Below are 17,463 nucleotides of genomic sequence, written 5' to 3'. Positions count from 1 at the left end.
GTTCAGGATTGGACGACGGCAGCCGCGAAAAGTTCCTGCGATCGGGAAAATCAGGATGCCGCTTTCCGTACGTCCAGCACGGCCTGCGCCCATTCGGCCGGCCGTTCCTGCGGCAGATTGTGGCCGGCACCGGCGAAGACGCGCCGCTCGAAGAAGCCCTCGAATTTCTCCGCGTGGTGGGCGGTGCCCGGGATGACGCCGTCGCTGTCGCCGTCGATCGCGATGGTGGGGACGCGGACCTGTGGCTGCGCGGCGAGCTTCGCTTCGATCGCGACGTAGGCGGGATCGCCTTCGACCAGCGCGAAGCGATGGCGATAGGAATGGATCACGACGTCGACGAAGTCGGGATTGTCGAACGACACCGCGCTCTTTTCGAATGTCGCATCGTCGAATTGCCATTTGGGCGACCACATCATCCAGAGCTGCCGGGCGAAGCCGCGCCTGTTGCGCTCCAGCGCGCGGCGGCCGCGCTCGTTGTGGAAGAGATATTGATACCAAAGCGCCGCCTCCACCGGCGGCGAGGCCGGCTCCATCGCGCGCGCGATGTTCTGGATGTTGTAGGAATTGCCGGAGACGAGCCCGACGACGCGCTCAGGGTGCAGCACCGAGACGACGCAGGCCGCGCGGCCGCCCCAATCATAGCCACCGACGACGGCGCGTTCGATTTCGAGCGCGTCCATGAAGGCCAGCAGATCGGCACCCAGCGCCGCCTGCTCGCCGGACCGCAACGTCTGAGCCGAACGGAACCGCGTCGGCCCGTACCCGCGCAGCCACGGCACCAGCACCCGCGCGCCGGCCTGCGCGATGATCGGCGCGGCCTCGGCATAGGCGTTCACGTCATAGGGAAAACCGTGGCCCATGATGCAGGGCCAGCCATCGGGCGCGCCGTAGTCGAGATAGGCAATGTCCAGAACGTCAGTCGTAACGGATTTGTATTGCATGCTGCTCACTCGACCTGGCGCTCGAGCCTAACTCGCGCCCGTCGGTGATCCAACTCCTTTTGCGCACCGTTCCTGCCGCATCACGATCGAGGTGCAGCATGGTCTATGTCTCCATGACCGGCTTCCGCCCGCGCGGTATCGCACAGTTGCCGCGATTCTGGTGGCGAACGGTCCAATCGCTGGCGCAGGCGCGTCGTGCCGCCGGAGTTGTCGCAGTCGAAGCGAAGGTCGTCGGCGGAACTTATCACACGCTGACGGCATGGTCGGATCTTGTCAGCATGCGCCATTTCGTTGCGAGCGGAGCGCATCTCAAGGCGATGAAGAACATCCGCAGCCTCGGGACTGGCAAAATCTTCGGCTACGCGCCCGATCACCTTCCCGATTGGGACACCGTCTACGAGCTCTGGAAGCTGCATGGCCGAGAGGTTTGACCGGCCGTCTCAGGCGGCCTCGACGCCTTCTCGTCGTCGATCCCTGAGGTTCCGGCTCGCGCCGCTTGTCGTGGCCGCGCAGGGCCTCTAAAAAAGAGGACTCCTGGAGTGATCCGGCTGACCGCGCCCGTCGTTAGGGACTGGACATGTCAACCGAGGCTCCATGACGACCGGTCTTCGCGCTGTGAGCAGGTCCGTGTGGCGCAGGACCCCTGCGGCGGCTGCTCGGCGGGACCGGCCTCGCGGATTTTCAGGCGAAAGACCCAACGAAAGGCCCAAGGCGACCGTGGAATGGGCTGAATTGATCGGACGCGTGGCGGCCCATGGCGATCGGGGCGCGTTCAAGCTGTTGTTCGAGCATTTTGCTCCGCGCGTGAAGGGATTCCTGGTCAAGACCGGGATGAGCGCCGATGCCGCGGAGGAGATCGCGCAAATGACCCTGCTGACGGTGTGGCGGAAGGCGGCCCAATTCGACCCGGCGTCCGCGGGCGCGGCTGCGTGGATCTTCACGATCGCGCGCAATCTGCGCATCGATTCTGCCAGGGCTGCGGCGCGCCGGGCCAAGGCTGCCGTGAATGCAGAACGCGATGAAACGCCTGAGGTCGCTCTCTCGCCCGAGACCATGATGAGCCGGAGCGACGACGTATCGCGCGTATCGGCAGCGATCCAGCAATTGTCGGACGAGCAATCCACTGTGATCCGGATGTCGTTTATCGAGGAGCACCCGCACGGCGAGATCGCCGAGCGGCTCGGTATCCCGCTCGGGACGGTGAAGTCTCGCATCAGGCTCGCCATGGCGCGGCTCAAAGATCTCTTGGACGACTGACATGACCATCAACCACCATCCCCCCGAAGATCTGCTGGCGGATTTTGCCGCAGGCCGGCTCGACGAGGCCGACCGTCTCGTCATCGGCGTCCATGCCGCGCAATGCCCAAATTGCCAGCGCTTCATCGCCGCGATCGAGCAGCTTGCAGGTGCCGCGCTCGAACAGGCCGCTCCGGTCGCCATGGCGGACGACGCGTTCGCGACCATCATGGCTGCGATCGACGAGCCGGAGACGGCATCGACGCCGGCGCCGACCTCTTCGCAGCCGGTGCCGCTGCTCGACGACGACCTGCCCGAGATGCTGCGCAGATGCCGGTTCGCCAAGAGCCGGCGCGTGGCGCCGGGCGTCAAGATGCAACCGATCGTCCTGCCCGGCGCGGACAAGTCGCGCGCATTCCTGCTGTGGTCCGCGCCCGGAACGCGCATGCTGGAGCATTCGCACACCGGGACCGAGCTGACCCTGGTGCTCAAAGGCAGCTTCAGCCATCAGGGCGGCGAATACCGGCCAGGCGATTTCGACTTCGGCGACGGCGAGGTCGATCACCAGCCGCTCGTCGGCAGCGACATGCCGTGCCTGTGCCTTGTGGCCATGAGCGGGGACTTGCAGATGCACGGCTGGCTTGGCCGATTGATCTCGCCCTTCGTGCGGCTTTGAGCGCCCTCATGTGATCCAGTCGCGTCGCGCCTTCGTTCTGCTGGCAGGTAATGCTGGAGGACGAGGGAATGAGCTGCGGCAGACTGACGGCACGGGACCCGACGATCGAGCGCTTGAGCGATCTTCTCGCCCGCGTCGGGCGCGGCGACCAGCGCGCCTTCGCCGAGCTCTTTGCCGCGACGCGCAACAAGCTGCGCAAGACGGCGCGCCCGATCGCGCCGTCCGATGCAGACCTCGACGATCTGCTCCAGGACGCTTATCTGAAGATCTGGAAGCATGCAGCTCACTTCGATCCGGTCCGTTCGTCACCGATCACCTGGATGTGCGCGATCATGCGCAACACCGCGATCGACGCAGCGCGGCTCAAGCAGGTGCCGACGACGGAACTGGATGAAGCGCTGGCGGTGCCCGACACCGCCGCGACCGAAGACGCATTCGACTACGACTTCGCCCAGCCGATCGCCGCGCGCGCGATCGAGCGGCTCCCTGATCAGCGCCGGCAGTTGCTGTCGCGCGCCTATCTTGACGGTGAAAGCCGGTTGATGCTGGCGCAGCGCTTCGGAGTTCCGGTCGGTACGATCAAGACCTGGCTGCGACGCACGCTGGACTCGGTCCGACGCGATTGCGTCAAAGCCGGGACGAGTGGTGCAGTCGCGCAGACCGGCTGAGCCGCTCAATTGAGCAGCCAGATGCTCGCATTGAGCAGCGTGGCGAACGCCACCCACGCGGCATAGGGCAGGAACAGCACCGCCGCAGCTCGGTCGGCTCGCCAACAAACGACAATGAAGCCGATAATCGTGACAAGCAGGACGACGATCACCGCAAGGGCGAGATCGATACGATGCGCCGAGAAAAACACCGGCGACCAGATGAAGTTGAGCAGCATCTGCGCGCCCCACAGCGCCATGCCCACGCCGCGTTTGTCCCTTTCCCAGGTTCGCCAGCCGGCCACAGCGATCAAGACATAAATCACCGACCAAACCGGAGCAAAGATCCAGTTCGGCGGATTGAACGGCGGCTTGTGCAGGGCGGCGTACCATTCGCCGGGAAGATTGATCGTCCCGACCGCGATCCCGATTCCGACAGTTGCGACAACAAAGGCCGCGAGGCCGCCAAACTTCTGCATGTGTGTGATCCGAAACTGCTGCGCAACGTCCTCTCAACGTGCGGGCAGCGTAGTCGGATCACCCGGAAGCCCAAAACCTTCCACGGCTATTTCTGCGGTCCGGACAACGAGATATCGCGTTCGGCGCGGAACACGTTGCTGTAGAGATTGGCGATCCACTGCCGGCCGATCTCGGTCTTGTTGAGATAGCCGATCTCGGTCTGGATGTGCGGTGCGACGCTGTTCCAATAGAATTGCGGATAACGGTTCACGATGTCCGCGGGCGAATCGTAGCCGAGTTGGCGGTTCATGCCGACCTCCTCGAACTCGTAATAGAGCGCATTGGCCTTGCGCAGATAGTTGGGATCGCCGAGCTGGCCGATGAAGTCGGCGGCACGGAGGATCGAGGCCTCGTCGTCATATTCCTGGCCCTGGCGCGCCGGAAAGCGCGTGCCTTCGATGGCGCGGGCGACGCGCTCCGGATCAACTCCCGGAATATGCCGCAACCTCCGCGTGACATACAGCTTCGAGCGATCGACATGATACATCATCAGGCTCGCATCCGATGCACCGCGCGGCAATGAGATCTTGGTGTCGGCCGCATCGATGACGAAGCCGTCGGCGTCGTCCTCCTCGAACAGCCCGCGCACATAGCCGATGTCGTGGGCGAGGCAGGCGATCAGGACATGAACGTAATCTTCACCCGACAGATGGGTGTGAAGGCTTCGGCCGCGGAGAATGGCCTGGGCTGCCAGCGTCACCAGCATCGTATGCTCGATATTGTGATAGAGCGCATCGCTGTTGCCGATGCATTCCATCGCGGTGCGCGTCGCGCTTTCGACGATACTTGCGGAAGCCTCATCGTACCGGCGACGCATGAAGCTACCGAGGAATTCCTCGAGGGATTCAGCCGCCAGTCGCGGTAACGTGATCATGGGTGCAGCCCCGTCTGTCGGTGGTGTCCCACGGCAACTCCCGACGCCTCATTGTCGTCCTCGACGCAGGCTCCAGCATAGCCCAATCTGGGGCGACTGACCAAATCCCGGAACAAAAATACGTAAATATGTTACTCTGCCGCCGCGCAGCATCACGGTTGCGGTCACGGTCCGATGCAGCCCGCGGCCAGGCGCCGGCCGTTCATCTTGCAAGGGACACACCATGAGTGCCGGGAGCGCTGCTGCGGCGCGGCTTGGACGCCTGCACCGCGTTGCGGACGGACGCGTCAATTCCCTCGCGCGAGGCGCGCAAGCATGCCGTCGAATGCGACCTTGATCCCGCGAATATACGGATTCTTGTAGGGAAATTCCGGATTCTGGTCGTGCACCAGCATGGAGGCGTTGACCTCGAACACGACGAGACGGCCGTCAGGGTCCAATCCGCAATCGATGCCGAAATAGTCGAGACCGATACGATCGCGAATGACTCGCAACGCCGCATAGTGGCGCGGGCTGAAGACCTGCTCGGGGGCACGCAGAAAGTGCTCCTCCTCGGCCTGCATCCAGGCATGACGGCCCATCTCCGTCGCATCGCGATGGAGCTTCCAGTCGTCGCCAATCGCCAGATGATAGGGCAGGATTTCCTCGCCCACGAACAAGAACCTGTACTTGCGGAAAAAGCCGTCTGCAGAGCGATAATCGATATAGTCGATCACGTAGCGGTCATGGTCCGCATGTGCCGCGAGGAACGAGACCAGTGCAGCCAGATCGTCGAGCTTCTCGAAGAGGTCGCCACCATGCATGCCGGCCTGTCGCGCCAGCACTGGAAAAGCGAGCTTGAGACCATCAGGGAGCCCCTCGCCGGCTGCGATACGGACCGTGCGTGGCACGCGGCAGCCCTCGACGTCGGCGAGCGCCAGAGCCGTGGCGTCGCGCGTCGTACTCCGGATTTTTGCGGGATCGTTGACGACTGGCTTGCCGAGATCGCGTGCAATGGCCGCGGCGAGCGGAAGCACTTCCGTGCCCTGATCGGCGTCTGAGACGAGGTTGACGACGATGTCAGCCTCACGCGCCAGCAGCGCGATATCCGGTTGGCAACCGGGCAAGAGCGACAGGATGCAGGTCTCGTAGCCGCAATCCTTGAACAGGAATTCGACCGGCGTGTTGCCGACAAAAGGTGCAAACAGCGCCAGCGCCCGAAACGCAGGCGGCGACTGGGTCGCCTGTCTGCACAGGATCGGATGCACTTGCGCAGCGCGGGCGTAAGCGACCTCCGCCTGTTCCTCTTCGCCGCGCACCTGACGGATCGCCCCGACCCAGTAAAAATTCTCGGCCTGTTCGGGCGCGAGCGCCATGGCCTGCTCGAATTGCGCGACGGCCTCACCGGTCTCGCCGAGCTCGAAGCAGACCTTGCCGAGCTGGCTGCGGAGATCCGCGTCATCGGGCGTCTCCTCGATCAATTCGAGCAGCAAAGTCTTGGCGATCGCGAACTGCCGCGTCGCCACCAGCGCCTCGACCAAATTGGTACGCGACGGCCGATGGCCCGGATTGCGCCTGAGCGCCTCCAGATACAGCGAAATCGCATCCTGAATCATGCCGGTGCGCTGGTGGACGATGCCGAGATTGCACCAGCAGGCGACGAGATGCGGCGCGATGCGCAACGCTGCCTTGTAGTTCTCGGCTGCAGAACAGATGTCGTCGCAGAGCATGAAGGCATTGGCGAGCGCCGCGTGCAGATCGGCAACGCGGTCGACGACGACACCGATCGACGCCGTCGTCGCAAGCGCGAGTCCGGCCTGAAATACCGCGATTGCGGGCTTGATCTCGCCGCGCCGGTAGTGTTCGCGGCCGGTGCGCAGCATGTCCGCAATATTTGGCGTGCCGGCGGCAGGCTGCGCGAGAGCCATCGATGGTGACGTCATGTGGTCTCCGGCGGTGACGCCCCCGAAGCAGCGTTGAACCTGAGCCAACATGTCGCGGGGTAGCGTTAACAGCGTGTTAATGAACCGCCGTTCGGCAGATCGAGGAAATACGATGAAACAAATTTCCCGCAACCAGACGCATTCGGTCACACACCGGAGTCCGTGAAACGACGGTCATTCCACCAGCAGCACGTCCACGGCGACGCCGAGCTTCTGCTTCGGCGAGCCGACGATGATGCCGTCGACCGGAGACACATCGGAGAAGTCGCGGCCGATCGCCAGCACGATGTGGTCGTTGGCGACCAGGAGATCGTTGGTCGGATCGAAATCAATCCAACCGAGCTCCGCCCCACACCATAGCGACACCCAGGCATGGGTTGCGTCCGCGCCCTGCAAGCGCGTCTGGCCCGGCGGCGGAATGGTGCGCAAATAACCGCTGACATAGGCCGCAGGCAGGCCGAGCCCGCGAAGCCCCGCGATCATGACATGCGCAAAATCCTGGCAGACGCCATGGCGCTTGTCGAAGACCTCGTTGAGCGGCGTCGAGATGGCGGTGGCCTTGGGATCGTAGCGAAACTCGGCGCGTATGCGGTGCATGAGATCAACCGCGCCGGCGATGATGCCGGTATCGGGCTTGAAGCTCTCCACGGCATAGGCGCTGACGGGGCGCAAAACAGGCACCAGCGGGCTCGCAAAGACATAGCCGACCGGCGAGGATGGCCCGAGACTCGTGGCTTCGAAGGCAATATCGCGGATGCTCTCCCAGGACGGGCTCGCGGCATCGCGCGCCGGCGGCTTGCGATCGACTGAAACACGCGAGCGCGAGTCGATGCGCAAATTGCGATGCGCGGCCTCGATCACGATGCTCTCGGTCAGCGTGCCAAAGAAGTCGCGCCGGACGTTGCGCTCCGACGGGCGCGGGCGGATTTCGACCTTGTGCGAGATCAACTCCTGACCGTGACCGCTGTTCGGCTCGAGCCGCAGCGTGCAGCGGGCGAAGCTGACCGGGCTCTCATATTCGTAGGTGGTGACGTGCCGGATGTCGTAGATCACGCCAGCCCCGTCAATTTTTCCGGCCGGCTCGCATTCGGGCCGTGCGGGAAATAATGCAGCCCGATCGCCTCGGCGAGGCCGAGCAGATCCTGCTCCAGCGCAAACAGCGCCTTGACCTCGAGCTTCTCCGCCTCCGCGGTCGCCAGCATCGCCTGCACCGCCACCGCAAGCCGCTGCGGCTTTTCGATCAGGCCGTGCTCCTTCAGGCTCGGCAGCGCCGCGATATGCTCGTTCAGGGTCGCGACCTGGAACGCGACCGAGCGCGGATTGTAGCTGTCGAGCACCGCGAGATCGCGCACCGGCGCCAGGATCGGCGCGAGCAGATAGCGCGAGCGATAGGTGATCTGGGAATCCACCAGCGTCAGCAGGATGTCGAGATCCTCATCGCCCGCCTCGTCATAGGCGAACTGCCGTGCAAAGCGCGTGGTGTTGATGGCGCGCTCGGTACGGCGTCCGATATCGAGGAAGCGCCAGCCGGCGGCGCGGTTCATGTTCTCCTGCGCAAGACCTGCGAAGCTGGCGAGCTCCTGCAGGGTCAGCTCGGCCGCGCTCAGCACACTGTCGTCGTCCTCGACCTCGTAGGAGAGACGCTCGGCCATCTCGGTGATGACCTGCCAGGCATCCGGCGACAGCCGCTCGCGCAAGGAGGTGGCCGTGCGCAGCGCCGAGCGCACCAGCGACAACGCCGAGCCGAAACGCGCCTCGCTCTGCAACGCTTCAGCGACGATACGGCTCGGGGCCGCGCGCGAGGTCTGTGAGATCGCCCCCCAGGTCACCAGCAGGCGCTGGATCCGTTCGGCCGATTGCAGCGAAGCCGCGGTGCCCTTGTTGGGTCCACTTGGCGAGCCCAGCGCGCGTACCAGCCGCAGCGTTGCTTCGGCACGTTCGAGATAGCGGCCAAGCCAGAACAGATTGTCGGCGGCGCGGCTCGGCAGCACACCAGCGATACGGCGGATCCGCACCTTGTCGGTTGCCGGCAGCAGAGATGCGGTCGAGACCTTCTTCTCGGAGACAACCCAGACATCAGCGGCACGCGCACCATCGCCCATCGACACCGCGCGCGCGTCCGCCTGCTCGGCGATGCGGCAGAAGCCGCCGGGCATGATGGCCCAGCCATCGGGCGTTGCGGCCGCAAACACACGCAGCACGAACGGCCGCGGCGTCAACTGGCCCTGCTCCCACACCGGCATGGTGGAGAGACGCACCACCTCCTGGCCGACATAATCCATGCCGCGCGCGCCGATGGCATCCACCAGGCGCTGACGTCCTGCTACATCGAGCCCGCTTGCGAGCACCGGACCGTTGCTATCGAAGCCGGGAACACCGCGCTGGTAGGCGCCTTCGATCGCGACCTCGTTGAGCCGCGACAGCACCTCGTCACGCGCCGATTTCTGACCGCACCACCAGGTCGCGATATGCGGCATCTTCAGCTCTTCGCCGAGCAGTCGACGGCTGAGCGCCGGCAGGAAGCCGAGCAGCGCCCTCGCCTCCAACACGCCCGAGCCGGGCATGTTGGCGACGACGACGCCGTCCTTGCGCAGCACGTCGATCAGGCCGGGCACGCCGAGATGCGAGGAGGCATCGAGCTCGAGCGGATCGAGCGAATTGGAATCAACACGGCGGAGCAGCACGTCGAGCCGCTTCAGGCCCGCGACGGTGCGGATGTGGATGCGGTTGTCGCTGACGGCGAGATCGTCACCCTCGACCAGCAGGAAGCCAAGATAGCGCGCCAGCGTCGCATGCTCGAAATAGGTCTCGCTGAAACTGCCGGGCGTGAGCACGCCGATGCGCGGCTCGTCGCGGTCGGCGCGCGCGCGAAGCGAATCGCGAAACGCCTCGAAGAACGGCGCGACGCGCGGCACGTTCATCGACTTGTAGAGATCGGAGAAGGCGCGCGAGAGCACGAGGCGATTCTCCAGCGCATAGCCTGCCCCCGACGGCGCCTGCGTGCGGTCGCCGAGCACCCACCAGCGGCCGTCGGGCCCGCGGCCGACATCGGCGGCATACAGCGAGAGATAGCGGCCGCCCGGCGGCGGCACGCCGCAGACGGGACGGAGATATTCGGGGCTGCCGGCGATCGCACCGGCAGGCAGCGCGCCGTCCGCGATCAGCCGGCCCTCGCCATAGATGTCGCGCAGCACGAGCTCGAGAAGTTCGGCGCGCTGGGTGATGCCGGCGCAGAGCTGCTTCCAGTCGGCTTCGTCGATCAGCAGCGGCAGATGACTGAGCATCCAGGGCCGGTCGGCGCTGTCGCCGGGGGCGCGATAGGTGACGCCGGCCTCGCGAAGGTGACGGTCGGCCATGCCGAAGCGCCGCTCGACCTCGTCAGGCGCCAACGCACCGAAAGCGTCGAAGAACCGGCTCCAGACCGCGCGGGGGGCACCGTCGGGCCCCAGGAACTCGTCGGGGATGCCCGGCAGGCGGCTGTAATCGCGGACCCACTGCGCGAGCCGGCGCTGGCTTTGCGCCTTACCTGTCCCTCTGTCGCCTTCGGCTGCGCCCTCGCCCATGCGCCTCTCCCTGCCCCACCATCATACTCATTGCAGGAGCGGGGTCCGCAAGTCGAGGGTCAGCGGGAATTCATTTGTGCGTTCCTCGGGCGGCGGCTGCATCGGCCCCGGCGTATGGCCGTGGTCCTGGAAGCGCGCCAGCCGCCGCGCCTCGGCCTCGTAGGTGTTGACGGGCTTGGTCTCGTAGTTGCGACCGCCGGGATGGGCGACGTGATAAACGCAGCCGCCGAGCGAGCGGCCGTTCCAGCTGTCGATCAGGTCAAACGTCAGCGGCGCATGGACCGGGATGGTCGGGTGCAGGCCGGAGGCCGGCTGCCAGGCCTTGAAGCGGACCCCGGCCACGGCCTCGGCCGAGCGGCCGGTCGAGGTCATCGGCAGGCGGCGGCCGTTGCAGGCGATGATGTGGCGGCCTTCGACGAAGCCCTCGGCCTTGACCTGGAGCCGTTCGACGGACGAATCGACATAGCGCACGGTGCCGCCGGCCGAGCCTTCTTCGCCCAGGACATGCCAGGGCTCCAGCGCCTGCCGCAGCTCCATCGTCACGCCGCCGTGGTGGACGCGGCCGAAGGCGGGGAAACGGAATTCAAGCTGGGCCAGATACCATTCCGGCTCGAATGCATAGCCGAAGTTTTTCAGCTCGGAGAGCACGTCCTGAAAATCTTCCCAGATGAAATGCGGCAGCATGAAGCGGTCATGCAGCGCCGTGCCCCAGCGCACGAACTTGCCTTGTTGCGGCTCACGCCAGAATTTTGCGATCAGCGCGCGGATCAGGAGCTGCTGCGCCAATGACATCCGCGGATCCGGCGGCATTTCGAGCGCGCGGAATTCGACGAGACCGAGACGTCCCGCCGGACCATCAGGCGAATAGAGCTTGTCGATGCAGATCTCGGAGCGATGGGTGTTGCCGGTGATGTCGACCAGCAAATGCCGAAACAGCCGGTCCACCAGCCACAGCGGCACCTGGTAGCCCGGCGGCGGCACGTGCGAGAGTGCGATCTCGAGCTCATAGATGCTGTCGTGGCGGGCTTCGTCGATGCGCGGCGCCTGGCTGGTCGGGCCGATGAAAAGCCCGGAGAAGAAGTAGGACAGCGACGGATGCCGCTGCCAGTAGAGCACGAGGCTCTTGAGGAGATCAGGCCGGCGCAGGAACGGCGAGTCCTGCGGGCTCAAGCCGCCGATCACGACGTGATTGCCGCCGCCGGTACCGGTGTGGCGGCCATCGAGCAGAAAACGATTGGCGCCGAGACGAACCTTGCCGGCGTCCTCATAGAGGCCCGAGGTGATCTCGACCGCATCGCGCCAGCTTTGCGCCGGCTGGATGTTGACCTCGATGACACCGGGATCCGGGGTCACCTTGATGACCTCGATGCGCGGATCGAACGGCGGCGCATAGCCCTCGACATGGACCTGAAGCTGCATCTCCTCGGCCGTGGCTTCGAGTGCCGCGACCAGCTCGAGATAATCCTCGATGCGCTCAACCGGCGGCATGAAGGCGCAGATCACGCCGTCGCGCACTTCGATCGACAGCGCGGTGCGCACGGGAACAGATGTGTTGAGCTGCTCGGGCGCAACCCGCTGCGGCGATTTCGGCCGCTCCGGGAGCGTGAACACCGGCAGCTTGCCGCGCGCCTCCATCGGGTCCTGCTCGACGATGTAGGGATATTGATTGGGCGGGACATAGCCGAGCGAGCCGAGCGGCAGGCGCAGGCCGAGCGGTGAATCGCCCGGCGACAGGAACAGATGACCGCGACGCAGTTGCCAACGCTCGCTGCGCCAGCGCGGCGGCGCGTTCCAGCGCTGCACCGGCAGCACGAAGCCGCGCGGCGCCCGCAGGCCCTGATTGAACACCCGCGCCATGCGCGCACGCGCTTCGGGATCCGACAGCTGGGAGTTCGAGGGATCGACGTTGATCGGAAGCTCGGCTTCCTTCTGGAGCCAATAGACGGTGTCCTCATAGGCCGGAATAATGTAGCCGGGATCTAGCCCGAGCCGAACCGCCGTGCCCTCCATGAAATCCTCGGCGTCCTCGGTCTGGGCGCGCTTGGGATTCTCGATCTTGGCGATGCGATCCGCGTTCTTCCAGATCGGCAGGCCGTCCTTGCGCCAGTACAGGCCGAAGGCCCAGCGCGGCAGGCTCTCGCCCGGATACCATTTGCCCTGGCCGTAATGCAGCAGGCCGCCCGGCGCGAAGCGATTGCGCAGCCGCCGGATCAAATCGTCGCCGAGCGCGCGCTTGGTCGGACCGACCGCCTCCGTATTCCACTCCGCCGCTTCGAGATCATCGACGGACACGAAGGTCGGTTCGCCGCCCATGGTGAGGCGCACATCCTGTGCGGCGAGGTCGCCGTCGACCTGCTCGCCGAGATCGTTGAGCCGCGCCCAGGAATCGTCCGAGAACGGCTTTGTGATGCGCGGCGCCTCGCGGATGCGCTTCACGCTCATATCGAAGGCGAACTCGACCTCGGCAAAGCCGGCGCCGCCCGAGATCGGCGCGGCCGAGCGATAATGCGGCGTGGCGGCCACGGGGATGTGCCCCTCGCCCGCCAGCATGCCCGACGTGGCGTCGAAACCGATCCAGCCCGCGCCCGGCAGATAGACCTCGGCCCAGGCATGCAGATCGGTGAAGTCGTTCTCGACCTCAGGCGGTCCCTCGATCGGATCGATGTCAGGGCGGATCTGGACCAGGTAGCCGGAGACGAAGCGCGCGGCGAGACCGAGATGACGGAAGGTCTGGATCAATAGCCAGGCCGAGTCGCGGCACGAGCCGGCGCAGGAGGTGAGCGTCTCCTCCGGCGTCTGCACGCCGGGCTCCATGCGGATGATGTAACTGATCTTCTTCTGCAGCTCGCGATTGAGGTCGACCAGGAAGTTGACCGTGTTCGGCGCCTCGCGTGGGATCGAGGCCAGATATTTTGCGAAGGCCGGATCGGGCTTGATGGTCTCGAGATACGGCGCCAGCTCAGTCTTGAGATCCTTTGGATACTCGAACGGAAAGCTGTCGGCATAGGGCTCGACAAAGAAGTCGAACGGATTGACCGTCGTCATCTGCGCCGTGAAGTCGACCTCGAATTTCAGCTCGGTGGTCTTCTCCGGAAAGACGTAGCGTGCCAGCCAGTTGCCCTGCGGGTCCTGCTGCCAGTTCACGAAATGATTGGATGGCGTGACCTTGAGCGAATAGCTCAGGATCGGCGTCCGCGTATGCGGCGCCGGCCGCAGGCGGATGGTCTGCGGTCCCAGATCGATCGGGCGGTCGTATTTGTAGTGCGTGACGTGGTGCAATGCGACGTAGATCGACACGGGGTACGGTGCTCCAGCAGCTTTTTTGAGCAGAACACCTGATGTCAATGCGATCAAGCACTAACAACGGGCAGACCGTGCCTATGCAAGGTGCGGGCCGTCGCTTTCGCGTCGCTGCTGGGTGCGCGAGGGCGCTCTTACGCCGCCGAGGTCAGCCGCTGCAAAAACTGCGTCACCTCGCGCCGGAGCGTTCCGACCTCGCCGTGGACGCGCTCGGAGGCGCTGTTGACGCGGGCAGCGACGCGGCCGGTGTCGGCGGCGGCCTCGCTGATGCCTGTGACGTTGGAGGACATCTGCGCGGTGCCGGCCGAGGCCTCCTGGACGTTGCGGGCGATCTCGCGGGTGGCAAAGCCCTGCTGCTCGATCGAGGTCGCGATCGAGGCGGTGATGCCGTTGATCTCGGCGATTGTCTGCGCGATCGCCTCGACGGCGGCGACCGAATTGGTGGTGGATTGCTGCATCTCGCCGACCTTGGCGCTGATCTCCTCGGTCGCCTTGGCGGTCTGGTTGGCCAGGCTCTTGACCTCGGACGCGACGACCGCAAAGCCGCGGCCGGCCTCGCCGGCGCGTGCCGCCTCGATGGTGGCGTTAAGCGCGAGGAGATTGGTCTGCGAGGCGATCTCGCTGATCAGCTTGACGACGTCGCCGATCCGCAGCGCCGCGTCCGCCAGGTTTCGGATCTCGCTGCCGGCGCGGTTGGCCTCGGTCACGGCGCGGCCGGTGCTTGCGGTCGAGCCGGTGACCTGGCGGCCGATCTCGGCGATCGAGGATGCGAGCTGCTCGGCGGCGCTGGCGACGGTCGCGACGTTGCGCGAGGCCTGGTCGGAGGCGCTGAGCACGCCGGAGGTCTGGCGGCTGGTCTTCTCGGCCGCGGTCGCCATCTGGCCGGCGTCGGATTCGAGATCCGTCGCCGCGCCCATCAGCGTGCCGGCGACGCCGTCGAGATGGGTGCCAAACTGTCTTGCGAGATCGCCGATCTCGACCACGCGGCGGCCGAGGCTGTCGGTGCCCGAATTGATGACGGTGGCCGAACGGCGAAACGAGCCGGGCAGACCGCGCGCGAGGATCTTGCGGAAATACTTGCCGCGGCTGGCATAGTCCATCGACGCCGAAGCCTCGCGGACGAAGGCATCGGTGATGTCGAGCATATCGTTGACCGATTTCTGGATCGACCCGATCCGGCCGGCTTGACGATCGCTGAGGATACGCGCTTCGAGATCGCCCTGCGAAGCCTTGCGGCAGACGTCGGCCACCTCATCGACGGCCACCGCCGTGCGACGCTGGCACCAGACCGCGTAGCCGAGCAGCACAATGGTCGCGCCGAGCAATGCCGCAGCGGAAAGTCCGGTCACGCCAAGCAGCGCAAGTGCGAACGCAACGACGGCAAGAATGCATGCGAGCGCGGTCGCTCCCTGCGCCTTAGAGAGAGAGCACAAATTCATCGTAACCGACACCCTGTTGCTTTAGGAGTCCGACCATCGCATCGAAGCTCGCATGCATGCCGTCCTTGGCATTGGCGTGACGCGCCTCTTCGGCGCACAACGTCTTGTAGATCGGCTTGATGCGCTCGATCTGGATGGGATCGGGCTTACGACGGTTGGAGTGATAGCCGACGATATTGCCGCGCTCGTCGAACGTCGGCGTGACGTGCGCAAACACCCAGTATTGGCTGCCATCCTTCGCCAGATTGACGACGTAGGCGAATATCTCCTGCTTGGATTGCAGCGTGTCCCACAGCAGCTTGAAGACGGCGCGCGGCATGTCGGGATGACGGATCAGGCTGTGGGGCGCGCCCATCAGCTCCGCGTAGGAATATTTGGCCATGCGAACGAAGACGTCGTTGGCGTAAGTGATGCGGCCTTTCAGATCGGTCTTCGATACGATCAGCTCTTCCTCGCCGAGGAAGCTCTCCACGCCAGTCGGCCGTATCGCACGCGTCATCGTTGACGAATCCTGTCGAAGGGCAGCGCCCTCGAAGGAGTCGCCTGCATGACCCAACGAATACGGTGCGAAACGTTAATCTCGGGTGACCGCAGGAATTCCCGCGGTCATATGGCACCTACGTATGATTACGTAGGTGTCGGCATTCTGCAGCGAGGTGCATCAGCACCGTCACATCGTCGCGCCCAGCACCCAGGGCGCGAACTCGGCGCCGCCGAAATCGAAGCTTTCGCTCTTGGTCGGCTGACCCGACGCGGTCTTGAGGATGAGATCGAAGATGCGCTTGCCACACTGTTCGACGCTCTCCTCGCCTTCGAGGATGGTGCCGCAATTGACGTCCATGTCCTCTTCCATGCGCTTGTACATCGGCGTGTTGGTGGCCAGCTTGATCGAGGGTGCCGGCTTGCAGCCGAACACGCTGCCGCGGCCGGTGGTGAAGCAGACGAGGTTGGCGCCGCCGGCCACCTGCCCGGTGGCTGCGACGGGGTCGTAGCCGGGCGTGTCCATGAACACGAAGCCGCGCTTGGTCACCGGCTCGGCGTAGCGCAGCACCTCGACGAGGTTGGTGGTGCCGGCCTTGGCCATCGCGCCGAGCGACTTCTCCAGGATGGTGGTGAGACCGCCGGCCTTGTTGCCGGGGCTCGGATTGGCGTTCATCTCGGCGCCTTCGCGCGTCGTGTATTCGTCCCACCAGCGCATGAGGTCGACCAGCTTCTCACCGACCTCGCGGCTGACCGCACGGCGGGTCAGCAGATGCTCGGCACCGTAGGTCTCCGGCGTCTCCGAGAGGATCACGGTGCCGCCATGGCGGACGACGAGATCGCTGGCCGCGCCCAGCGCAGGATTGGCCGAGACGCCGGAATAGCCGTCCGAGCCGCCACATTGCAGCGCCACGGTCAGTTCGCTCGCCGGCACCGTCTCGCGCTTGACCTTGTTGGCGTCAGCGAGCGCCTCGCGCACGAAAGCGATGCCCGCCTCGACCGTCTTGCGGGTGCCGCCGACCTCCTGGATGTCCATCGCGCGCAGGCGGCCGGCGAGCTTCTGCTCTTCCATCAGGCCGCCGATCTGGTTCACCTCGCAGCCGAGGCCGAGCACGATGACGTGGGAGAAATTGACGTGCCGCGCATAACCGCCGAGCGTGCGGCGGAGCAGCGCCAGCGGCTCGTTCTGCGTCATGCCGCAGCCGGTCTTGTGCGTCAGCGCGACGACGCCGTCGACATTGGGAAACTCGGCCAGCGGATTGTCGCCGGTGAAAGGATTCTTCTTGAAGACGTCGGCGACAAGGCCCGCGACATGGGCGCTGCAATTCACCGAGGTGAGGATGCCGATATAATTGCGCGTGGCGACGCGACCGTCCGGACGGCGGATGCCTTCGAAGGTCGCTGGCAGATCGAAATTCGGCGTCGGCTTGACGTCGGCGCAATAGGCGTAGTCCTTGGCGAAGTCGCCCATGCCGATGTTCTGCACATGCACGTGCTGGCCCGGCGCGATGGCCTGGGTCGCAAAGCCGATGATCTGGCCGTAGCGGATGACAGGTTCGCCCACCGCGATCGGCTTGATCGCAACCTTGTGGCCGGAGGGGATGCGCTCGACCGTGGTGACGCCATCGGCCACCACCGTTCCCGGCGGCAGGCTGGCGCGCGCGATCAGCACGCCATCATCGGGATGCAGGCGGATGACGGGGCTGATGGTCATGGAAGTCTCCTCGGGTCTCTTACTCCACCTCTCCCCGTTCTTACGGGGAGAGGTCGGATCGGCACAGCGATCCGGGTGAGGGGCAAGCCGCGCGCTCGATTTGTTAGTTTGGTCACGTATTGAGAGAGGCCCCTCCCCCTAACCCTCGCCCC

At 65.2% G+C, this 17,463-nt stretch carries 14 protein-coding genes; 4 read left to right on the top strand and 10 right to left on the bottom strand.

Features of this window, described 5'->3' with window-relative positions; translation table 11 throughout:
* Window positions 1-50: 50 nt before the first annotated feature.
* Window positions 51-941: an alpha/beta fold hydrolase gene (locus XI06_RS34235; RefSeq protein WP_237863789.1), complete on the bottom strand. Its 891-nt coding sequence runs from the start codon at window positions 939-941 to the stop codon at window positions 51-53.
* Window positions 942-1,039: 98 nt separating this feature from the next.
* Here XI06_RS34235 and XI06_RS34230 point away from each other — a divergent pair, with 98 nt between their 5' ends.
* From XI06_RS34230 to XI06_RS34215, 4 genes are all read left to right on the top strand, one after another.
* Window positions 1,040-1,372: a hypothetical protein gene (locus XI06_RS34230; RefSeq protein WP_237870681.1), complete on the top strand. Its 333-nt coding sequence runs from the start codon at window positions 1,040-1,042 to the stop codon at window positions 1,370-1,372.
* A gap of 286 nt (window positions 1,373-1,658) precedes the next feature.
* Window positions 1,659-2,198: a sigma-70 family RNA polymerase sigma factor gene (locus XI06_RS34225; RefSeq protein ID WP_333909386.1), complete on the top strand. Its 540-nt coding sequence runs from the start codon at window positions 1,659-1,661 to the stop codon at window positions 2,196-2,198.
* Window position 2,199: 1 nt separating this feature from the next.
* Complete coding sequence (locus XI06_RS34220) at window positions 2,200-2,853, top strand: ChrR family anti-sigma-E factor (RefSeq protein WP_237889618.1); 654 nt, start codon at window positions 2,200-2,202, stop codon at window positions 2,851-2,853.
* A gap of 68 nt (window positions 2,854-2,921) precedes the next feature.
* Window positions 2,922-3,521: a sigma-70 family RNA polymerase sigma factor gene (locus XI06_RS34215; RefSeq protein ID WP_237889617.1), complete on the top strand. Its 600-nt coding sequence runs from the start codon at window positions 2,922-2,924 to the stop codon at window positions 3,519-3,521.
* 5 nt (window positions 3,522-3,526) lie between these two features.
* Here XI06_RS34215 and XI06_RS34210 read toward each other — a convergent pair whose 3' ends face one another.
* The 9 genes from XI06_RS34210 to XI06_RS34170 all read right to left on the bottom strand — a co-directional run bounded on the left by XI06_RS34210 (window position 3,527) and on the right by XI06_RS34170 (window position 17,311).
* A complete protein-coding gene (locus tag XI06_RS34210; RefSeq protein ID WP_237863784.1) occupies window positions 3,527-3,979 on the bottom strand; it encodes a TspO/MBR family protein in 453 nt (150 codons plus the stop codon).
* 86 nt (window positions 3,980-4,065) lie between these two features.
* On the bottom strand, window positions 4,066-4,893 hold the full coding sequence (locus tag XI06_RS34205) for an HD domain-containing protein (protein ID WP_237863783.1): 828 nt from the start codon (window positions 4,891-4,893) through the stop codon (window positions 4,066-4,068).
* A 287-nt stretch (window positions 4,894-5,180) separates the two neighbouring features.
* Complete coding sequence (locus XI06_RS34200; RefSeq protein WP_237863782.1) at window positions 5,181-6,815, bottom strand: tetratricopeptide repeat protein; 1,635 nt, start codon at window positions 6,813-6,815, stop codon at window positions 5,181-5,183.
* Window positions 6,816-6,989: 174 nt separating this feature from the next.
* Window positions 6,990-7,868 carry a transglutaminase family protein gene (locus tag XI06_RS34195; RefSeq protein WP_237870673.1) on the bottom strand — a complete coding sequence of 293 codons (879 nt, stop codon included), beginning with the start codon at window positions 7,866-7,868 and terminating at the stop codon, window positions 6,990-6,992.
* A complete protein-coding gene (locus XI06_RS34190) occupies window positions 7,865-10,378 on the bottom strand; it encodes a circularly permuted type 2 ATP-grasp protein (RefSeq protein WP_237863780.1) in 2,514 nt (837 codons plus the stop codon). Before XI06_RS34190 ends, XI06_RS34195 begins: the two co-directional genes overlap by 4 nt.
* A gap of 27 nt (window positions 10,379-10,405) precedes the next feature.
* Window positions 10,406-13,675, bottom strand: a complete 3,270-nt coding sequence (locus tag XI06_RS34185; RefSeq protein WP_237889616.1) for a transglutaminase family protein — start codon at window positions 13,673-13,675, stop codon at window positions 10,406-10,408.
* Between the two features lie 137 nt (window positions 13,676-13,812).
* Window positions 13,813-15,117, bottom strand: coding sequence for a methyl-accepting chemotaxis protein (locus XI06_RS34180; RefSeq protein ID WP_237889615.1), 1,305 nt, complete (start codon window positions 15,115-15,117; stop codon window positions 13,813-13,815).
* Window positions 15,095-15,616 (bottom strand): PAS domain-containing protein, encoded by a 522-nt coding sequence (locus XI06_RS34175; RefSeq protein WP_237889613.1) that lies wholly within the window; start codon window positions 15,614-15,616, stop codon window positions 15,095-15,097. The genes XI06_RS34180 and XI06_RS34175 overlap by 23 nt, the downstream gene beginning before the upstream one ends.
* Window positions 15,617-15,787: 171 nt before the next feature.
* A complete protein-coding gene (locus XI06_RS34170) occupies window positions 15,788-17,311 on the bottom strand; it encodes a UxaA family hydrolase (protein WP_237863776.1) in 1,524 nt (507 codons plus the stop codon).
* Between the last annotated feature and the right edge of the window lie 152 nt (window positions 17,312-17,463).

The organism is Bradyrhizobium sp. CCBAU 11434 (genome assembly GCF_028128895.1).
Classification (GTDB): Bacteria; Pseudomonadota; Alphaproteobacteria; order Rhizobiales; family Xanthobacteraceae; genus Bradyrhizobium; species Bradyrhizobium zhengyangense.
Note: the sequence above shows the minus strand (reverse complement) of the source record. Positions and strands in the feature narration are given on the sequence as shown.